The sequence below is a fragment of the Vibrio sp. 10N.222.51.C5 genome, from assembly GCF_041474575.1.
Lineage (GTDB): Bacteria > Pseudomonadota > Gammaproteobacteria > Enterobacterales > Vibrionaceae > Vibrio > Vibrio crassostreae_C.
Genome location: NZ_JBFRUJ010000110.1, coordinates 1 through 268 on the forward strand (window position 1 = coordinate 1; position 268 = coordinate 268).

At 48.1% G+C, this 268-nt stretch carries 2 tRNA genes; both read right to left on the minus strand.

Features of this window, described 5'->3' with window-relative positions:
- Positions 1–15 precede the first annotated feature (15 nt).
- Positions 16–92, minus strand: a tRNA-Met gene (locus tag AB4558_RS21770).
- A 36-nt stretch (positions 93–128) separates the two neighbouring features.
- Positions 129–204, minus strand: a tRNA-Gly gene (locus AB4558_RS21775).
- Positions 205–268 lie beyond the last annotated feature (64 nt).

The window sequence follows — 268 nt, forward strand, 5'->3', positions numbered from 1 at the left end:
CGTTTAACTGTAATGTGGTTGCGGGAGCCGGATTTGAACCGACGACCTTCGGGTTATGAGCCCGACGAGCTACCAAACTGCTCCATCCCGCGTCCGGATGCATTGTTTAAGACAATGAGGCTTTAAATTGGAGCGATACATCGGGTTCGAACCGATGACCTCAACCTTGGCAAGGTTGCGCTCTACCAACTGAGCTAGTATCGCATAAGCTAACCGTTCATCTTGTCTGCTAAGAAGCAGCAAATTAACGTTTAACTGTAATGTGGTT